Source organism: Candidatus Hydrogenedentota bacterium, assembly GCA_018005585.1.
Taxonomy (GTDB): domain Bacteria; phylum Hydrogenedentota; class Hydrogenedentia; order Hydrogenedentales; family JAGMZX01; genus JAGMZX01.
Window position 1 is genome coordinate 6608 of sequence record JAGMZX010000045.1, and the last position, 5866, is coordinate 12473.

At 62.2% G+C, this 5866-nt stretch carries 4 protein-coding genes; 1 reads left to right on the forward strand and 3 read right to left on the reverse strand.

Translation table 11 applies throughout. The annotated features are described in order from the left end of the window. Nucleotides 1-898 (forward strand): exo-alpha-sialidase (locus KA184_09795; protein ID MBP8129856.1); only part of this gene is annotated, 898 nt, incomplete at its 5' end. A 24-nt stretch (nucleotides 899-922) separates the two neighbouring features. Here the strand turns inward: KA184_09795 and KA184_09800 are convergent. The 3 genes from KA184_09800 to KA184_09810 all read right to left on the reverse strand — a co-directional run. Continuing rightward, nucleotides 923-3163 carry a hypothetical protein gene (locus KA184_09800; GenBank protein ID MBP8129857.1) on the reverse strand — a complete coding sequence of 747 codons (2241 nt, stop codon included), beginning with the start codon at nucleotides 3161-3163 and terminating at the stop codon, nucleotides 923-925. A 46-nt stretch (nucleotides 3164-3209) separates the two neighbouring features. After that, nucleotides 3210-4523 (reverse strand): DUF1501 domain-containing protein, encoded by a 1314-nt coding sequence (locus KA184_09805; protein MBP8129858.1) that lies wholly within the window; start codon nucleotides 4521-4523, stop codon nucleotides 3210-3212. 53 nt (nucleotides 4524-4576) lie between these two features. Next, the coding region (locus tag KA184_09810; GenBank protein ID MBP8129859.1) for a DUF1553 domain-containing protein at nucleotides 4577-5866 on the reverse strand (1290 nt) is incomplete at its 5' end.

Here is a 5866-nt window from a genome sequence, read left to right on the forward strand (position 1 = left end):
GGGCGCGCAGACGTGGGAACAGCCCTTCGTCATGGCGGACACTTTCGGCGTCTCGGACAACAACCCCTGCATGGTAATCGACCCGGAACAGCGCCTCTGGCTGTTCCACGCCACGTTGCTTGCCGTGCCCAAGAGCGCATGGGGCAGCGCGCTGGTGCGGTACCATATCGCCTCGGACTACGCGAATGCCGGACCACCCGCATGGGATTATGAGAACCTTCTTGTTGTACACCCCCCTGATTTCAAACAGACGGACAGCGCACTTCCGGGGATGAACATGATTGCAGGGTTGCTCAAGGACCCCTTCCGCGCGCGCCTCGGCTGGATGCCAAGGGCCCATCCGCTCATCACTTCCAGCGGCGCGCTCCTATTGCCCCTGGCCAATGAAAACCTGACCCTTGCGGTCATGGCGTTCACCCGCGACATGGGCCAGACCTGGACCATCTCCCAACCGGTTCCCGGCCTCGGGCTTGAACAGCCTACGGTTGTCGAGTTTCCCGGCGGCGCCATGACCGCGTTCTTCCGCAACGACCGTCCGCAGCACCGTATCGTCCGCAGCGACTCGACGGACGGCGGCATGACCTGGGGACCCGTGACACTGACCGAATTGCCGCACCCCAACGCGGGGATCGAGGCCATCGTGCTGCGGAGCGGGCGGCTCGCCATGATTTACAACGACAGCGCGGAGGAACGCGACCGGCTGGCGGTCTCCATCTCCGAGGATCGCGGTCAGACCTGGCGCTGGATCCGGCACCTGGATAACACGCCCGGCCAGCGCTTCGACTACCCCTCCATCATCCAGACCCCGGACGGCGCCATCCACGCCACGTACTCGTACAATACCAGCACCATCAAGTACGCGCGATTCAACGAGACGTGGGTGCAGCAAGGCGATTGAAGAAACGACGGGGTGCAACGGGGCCTACGGCGGGACTATCTCGAAGGGTATGGCGGGCAGCACGCCAAGAGATATGCGCCGTTTCTGCCGCGCCGCATTCCCCAGACGCTGCTGGCCGGCCACTTCCGTGAACACCTCGACGATCAGGTTGTCCGCATATCCCAATTCCACCGTCTCTTCGGCGGCAGCCAGCGTCAGCACCGCCCCATCGGAAAGGACAGTCGTCTTCTTGAGCGTCACGCCCTTCGGCGGTTCGCTCAATTCCAGCTGGACCATTTCGAGCATCGGCAGGCGCCCGGTAGTTACCCGCACGTCAATCTCGCCGCCTAAGGGAATGCCGGCCGGCCCATCGCATTCGACCTTGATTGAAGGCACACGCCGTTTTGACTCAAGGACCGCTGCCATGAGCTGTTGCGAAGGCGTCAAGTGCCGGTAGATGAATGCCTGCATCAGGTCCTCGGCGGGGACAACGGGCCGGCTCATCACTTGCCCGTCGATAGTGGCGCGCCCCTCCAGCCGCAGTTCCACCGGCTCGCCAAGCGGTTTCCGGGGCGCCGCGACGGTCATGCGAACGCAGTCCCGGCCCTTGGGAATCCGCCCGCCACTCAGCGCAAACCCCGGCGGAGCATCCCGCAGGACCACCTCAATTTCCCCGTCGAATCCATCCCTGCGCAAGGCATACACTTTCAACGGCGCGAAGAAACCCGCTCGAACATTAATGCTCGATGGGGTTGCCCGCAGCGTGAAGTCCGGGCGCGGGGCACTCATGCGCAGGCGATAGGCGTAGGCTTCGCCTCCCTGATGTTGCGCATCGCTGAGATGCACCGCGTATACGCCGTCTTCCGGCAATCGCGCCAGCAAGCAGGAATCCGCGTGGTGAGTCAGTAGCCCCGACGCCGAGTCTTCGTGATCATCGTTCCAATCGATTACGCGCCCGGAAGCGGCGGTCAGTCGCAGCAGAGAATCCAGCGGTGAATGCAACCTGCGCGCCTGCACCTCAACCGCCACCTCGGCCCCGGCATCGCCTTCGAACTGGAATGTATCCACATCGCCCGGATTTGCGATACGCCCATTAATGATAAGCGGCAGAAGGACCTGCTGCGCCTCGTCCGCCGTGTCGTTGGGTTCCATCTCCTCACTTTCCGCCAATTCACTTACCACGTAGGGCAGACAATTGGACCGCCATCCGTCGCGCTCCAGCGCCGCCTCTCGTATCGCGTTGGGACCGGGGCTCGTGTCCAGACGCAGTCGCCGTAACGGGGCAAGATTCCAGCCCGTCACTTCCGCCTCCACGGAAGCGCTCAATCTGCCGCCCAGCGGGTATAGCGACGTGATGAACGGTTGCTCGCCAACGGAAATGCGATAGACGAAGTCCTCGCGGCCCCGGTACAGCGCATCCCGGATTTCCACCTCGTATTCACCGTCCTCCATGACCTCATGGAGCAGGACGGGATCGGGGTCAAACCGGTAATCGTCCGCAAATGCCACCTCACGCCCCCGCGCGTCATACAGCGTCAGCACAGATTGAAACCATCCTGGCACGGCGTCGGCCAAGTACGGCAGTAATCCGCGCGCATGCGCCGCAATCACGAGATGTTGCCCTTTTTGCGCCTTGAATCGGAACCGGTCACAGTCCCCAGGCAGAATCTGCCCATTGAACAACACGGGAAGGTCCGCTGCGGATGCGCCAGACACGGCCGGATTGTTGGACTCTTCCTCGCGGACTTCCGGCAATGTCCCGACCTCAAAACGGAGCGGATTGGTCAGCCCCAACGGCGTTCCCAGCCGGAGTTCCCTTGCGCCGGGGGCAGCGTCGCCATCGACCGTCACCTCGATCAGCGCAAGCTCCGCAATCTGCATGCTGAACTGCTGCCGGCGATACCTTTCGGCAAGGGTTCTCAACTCGCTCAAGCGCATCTTCTCCAGGTTCTTCAGGAACGGGTGGTCCGGCAGGTTCAGAGCCTCCGCGGTCCATTCTGCGGGCGGCTCCCCGCGACGTGCGGCTTCCTGGCGTCGCCGCTGAACCTCATTGAACTGAAGCTGCAATCCCCGGAGTTCCTCCCTGCTCAACGGTTTCACGTATCGGACAATCGATGCCCTGACCCCCTCGCCCGAAAGGCATACGCGGTCGGCCCCTGTGAGATATTGGCCGCCCGCCATGATCTGCACGGTCGAGCCCTGTTGTCCGCCAGCGGGATAGAGGTAGCCGATGTGCGGTGCGCGCCCCGCGGGCTGGCCCCAGGCACTTGCCGCCATCAAGGCCATGACGAGCGGCAACTGCCTCGCAGCCCTCAGAGGGTTCTTTCTCCCGTTACACGAGTTCATGGACACGTCCCGCATCCGGCATGATTTTAGCCTCGACTCCACGCGCGTTGGGCAACGCCCCTTCCGGGTCGATGCCAAGCCTTTCGTAGATACTGGCGATCACCTCCCGCGGATGAACGGGACGTTCCGCCACCTCCTCGCCCCGCGCATCCGAAGCGCCCACCACCCGTCCGCCCTGAAATCCTCCGCCGGCGAGTACTGCACAGAAACACGCGCCGTGGTGGCCGCGTCCCCCATTCCAGGGCGATTCCCATTGCACGCGCGGCGTTCGCCCGAATTCGCCGCCCCACCACACAATGGTGCTCTCAAGCAGGCCGCGTTCATCCAGCTCCTGCAAAAGTGCAGCCATACCCTGGTCCATTTCCGGCAACTTGCGGCGCATGGCCTCGAAGTGCTGCTTATGCGTGTCCCAACCCTTGTAGTTGATGGTCACGTAGGGAACGCCGTGTTCGACCAGCCGGCGCGCCATCAGACAGCATTGCCCAAACGTCTTACGGCCGTACCGCTCCCGCACCTCGTCCTTCTCCTGTGTCAGGTCGAACAGCTTGCCGGCATCTCCCAGAATCAAGTCGTAAGCCTTCCTCTCACACTGGTTAAGCCGTTCAAAGCGGGGGGTTCCCGGCATGGCGTTGCCGAGCGAATCCAGTTCGTGCAACAGGTCCCTCCGGGCGCGTTGCCGCTCATCCGAAATCCCCGCGGCTACAATGCCCTCCACGGCGAACCGTTGTTGATTCGGGTCGCCGCCCGTCGCAAACGGCTTATAACGCGGTCCCAGAAATCCTGCCTCCGAAAACCGCCCCTGGAGTTCCGTCAGCACGATGTATGGGGGGATCAAACCTTCATAGCCATGCTCGTAGCCTCTAAACAGAGAAACAACCGCGCCAACGCTGGGAAAGACCAGCCCGTCACCGGGCGTCCGCCCCGTCTGCACGATGTAAGACGCGGTTTCATGGGCATTCACGCCGTGGGTCATGCTCCGGATAATCGAATACTTGTCCGCCTGCCGCGCCAGCAAGGGGAGCAGTTGCCCGATTACGATGCCGTCCACGTTGGTCGGGATCGCCTTGTTCAGCGGGCCGGTGTAGTCGTAACCCGCGTCGGGCTTGGGGTCAAAAGTATCCAGGTGCGACGGCCCGCCCCACATCCAGATTTGAATGACCGCCTTGGCTCGCGGCGCCGCCACACGAGGCTGCGCCTGCGCCTCACCGTAGTCCAGCAACGCAAGTCCGGCGGCGCCCAACAGGCCCCGTTTCAACACTTCCCGGCGACTAATAGACCCGGTCATTTCTCGATCGTTCATCCCTTATGCTGCCTCGCCGCTGCGTGACGGACCACGGAGACACGCCAACAGCGTCAGTGCCGGTATAGAAACTCCTTGGTATTGATCAGCGCCCACGCCAGGTCCGCTCCAGCCTGGACTATTGTCAGGTCCCCGGTCTTGAAATACTCGTCCGCAATGTCCGCTTCCGCCTGCGTGGGATACCGGCAAAGAATTCCCATATAGACTCCTTGGATCAGCGCACCGTGGCGACGCCCCGCCGTCTTCAGCATTGTCCGCATGCGTGGGCTGTTTTCGATCCTGTTCTGGATGTGCGTGGAATTGAGCAGGAACAGCCGCTGCGCGTCCGTGGGCTCGTTGTTACGCTCCGATTCCAGACCTGTGTCGCGGGAAGGACGGCCAAACATTTCCAGGAAGGGGCTGCTGATGCTGCCGTCCGCCAACAGTATCGACCGCTGCTCGCCGGGCATGAACGTGAACGGTTCCGGAATGGCGCTCGAGTAGCTTTCCCCTGCGCCAATCACCCGCGACAATGCGTCGGCGAGCACTTCTGCCTCCAATCGACGCACCGCGTAGCATGCAAAGAACCTCTCCGCATCAGGGCATGCGTCTTTGGGAATAGATGATTGCTGATAGGTGCGCGAATTCAGGATGAGCCGGTAGATATGCCGCAAATCATAATGGGCGTTCGCCAATTCTCGTTCGAGGAAAGACAGCAGTTCGGGATAGACCGGCGGATTTTCGGGCCGGATGTCGTCCGGCTCATGAACAATGCCGCGGCCAAACAGCCATGACCAGATGCGGTTCACAATGTTGCGCGCGAACCACGGGTTGTCCGGCGACGTCAACCAGAGCGCGAAGACTCGGCGCGGGTCCTCTCCTGCTTCTATTTCCATCGCCACGCCGTCCGGGAAGACAACGCTTAGCGGCCCCGTCTGGGCCGGGTCCAGAATAACAATCTCTTCTTTCCACTCGGAAGTCTCCTTGTACGCAATCCTGGAGAAGAAATCCGCCAGGGCACGGCGCTGGTTTTCCGGCCAACCCTCGATGCGGACGCCCAAGAACGTAAGCGCCACCGCCGCCGCGATGGTCTCGGGTTCTCGTCCCTGGACGGCGCGGTAGAAATTCACGGGCGGCACTCGGAAGTTGCTGCCGCTTGACGTCAGCAAAGCGCGCGCGAATGCATCATATGGCTGGTTGTCGCGAATCGCGTCGTGAATCCAGCGATGGTAGGCCTGCACCGCGTTCGGCCACAGGTTGATCGGGAACTCCGCCTTGACGCGCAGCAGATCACACCACTTCAGGGACCAGTAGTCCGCGAATTCCTGCCGCTCCAGGAGCATGTCGATAAGCTTGGCGCGCTT